Here is a 1,255-nt window from a genome sequence, read left to right on the forward strand (position 1 = left end):
CTGCTTACTGCTTACTGCTTACTGCTTACTGCTTACTGCTTACTGCTTACTGCTTACTGCTTACTGCTTACTGCTTATTCCTCCAATCATTGATCCAAGAAACCATCACATCTACCCAATCATCATTGTCATTCATACAAGGTATGTGTTTGTAATGCGTTCCGCCAGCTTCTATAAAATCTTCTTTTCCTTCCATGGCAATTTCCTCTAAAGTTTCTAAACAATCAGCAACAAAAGCAGGCGTAATAACCGCTAATTTTTTCTTCCCCATTTCAGGAAATTTTTCCAATTCGAAATCGGTATAAGGTTTTAACCAAGGATCTTTTAACAAACGAGATTGAAAAGAATTGCTATGATTGGTCTCATCGAAGCCTAATTCTTTGGCAATTGCTTTGGTCGTTTCAAAACATTGATGCCTGTAACAGGTGTAATGAGCCACAGAATTGCGTTCGCAACAAGAACCATCTAATTTACAATGACTATTTGTTGGGTCAGATTTTCTAATATGACGTTCAGGAATTCCGTGATACGAAAACAAAACATGATCATAGTCAAATCCTTTTAAATGATGCGCAATATTATCACTCATCGCTTTGATGTAATCTGGTTTGTTATAAAAAGGAGGCAAGGTATCTAGTTTTACATGCGGATACTTCTCAGCTAAAATTTCTTCAGCTTGTACCACAACGGTTTCATAAGAAGACATTGCATAATGCGGATATAAGGGTGCTAAAAAGATTTCTGTAACCCCTTTGTCTACCAAATTTTCGATTCCTTTTTCCATAGACATAGAACCATAACGCATTGCCAATTCAACAGGAATGTCTACTTTTTGCTTTACTTTTTCGGTAAATCTTTCTGATATGACCACCAAAGGCGAACCTTCTTTCCACCAAATTTTCTTGTAAGCAGTTCCCGATTTTTTGGGTCTAATTTGTAAGATGATTCCTTTGATAAGAATCCAGCGTTTCCAAAACGGAATGTCGATGACACGTTCGTCCATTAAAAATTCACCCAAATATTTTTTTACGTCTTTTGTTTCTGTAGAATCTGGAGATCCTAAATTGTTTAGTAATATTCCTTTCATTGTTCTGTCATTCCTGCGCAGGCAGGAATCTTTTTATTATTTATTTATCCTTTTTATTTTGAGATTCCTGCCTCTACCTGTGGTAGACAAGTACGCAGGAATGAACTGTGCTTAAAAACAAATATTTGGTTGATAATTTTCTATATATTTTTGTTTTGATGTAGCTAC

General features: G+C 35.8%; 1 protein-coding gene. It reads right to left on the reverse strand.

The window, feature by feature from the left end:
- Positions 1-67: 67 nt before the first annotated feature.
- A complete protein-coding gene (gene hemH / locus Q0998_RS19225; protein ID WP_299673065.1) occupies positions 68-1,087 on the reverse strand; it encodes a ferrochelatase in 1,020 nt (339 codons plus the stop codon).
- Positions 1,088-1,255 lie beyond the last annotated feature (168 nt).

The sequence above is a fragment of the uncultured Polaribacter sp. genome (genome assembly GCF_947501385.1).
GTDB lineage: Bacteria > Bacteroidota > Bacteroidia > Flavobacteriales > Flavobacteriaceae > Polaribacter.

Coding starts and splice junctions, on each gene's coding strand:
- hemH (WP_299673065.1), bottom strand. CDS start 1,087: ATGAAAGGAATATTACTAAACAATTTAGGATCTCCAGATTCTACAGAA.